Genomic DNA, 475 nt, shown 5'->3' on the forward strand with positions numbered 1-475 from the left:
TGCTGACTACGCAAAACATTGCCGATACCGTGGGAACGCCCTACAACCATGTCAGTAAGGCGATGGCCAAACTCCGCAGCCTGGGGTTGATCGAGGTGGAGCGCGGCCGGACCGGCGGTTCCCGGCTAAGCCACACGGGCCGGAACGCCACCGTGGGTCAAATACTTCGGCAGCTCGACACCCGAACGGACGCTGCGGAGTGCGTGGCCCCAAGCGGCAACTGCCCCCTCATCGAGGAGTGCAGGCTCCGTGCTGCACTGTCGCGGGCGCGCGAGGCGTTCTACCGGGAGCTCGATGGCGTGGTAATCGCCGACCTTCCCGCATCACGGCAGATGGCCCCGGTTTTCGATCTGATCGGGCTTCGGCCGGGGCTTTAGTCACTGCCTGAACCTTCCTCCCGGCCCGGATCCACTACGAGGTCAAACTCGGGCAGTACGACGGCGGCCCCGCACCTTTCGTTGGAAAGGTGCGGGGC

The 475-nt window shown here is 65.3% G+C and carries 1 protein-coding gene; it reads left to right on the plus strand.

All coding sequences use genetic code 11. The features are described 5' to 3' along the window. Positions 1 to 2: 2 nt before the first annotated feature. Positions 3 to 377: an RrF2 family transcriptional regulator gene (locus AC5RWX_RS34285; RefSeq protein WP_494100577.1), complete on the plus strand. Its 375-nt coding sequence runs from the start codon at positions 3 to 5 to the stop codon at positions 375 to 377. Positions 378 to 475: the final 98 nt, after the last annotated feature.

The organism is Arthrobacter sp. SPT-J7 (assembly GCF_059089965.1).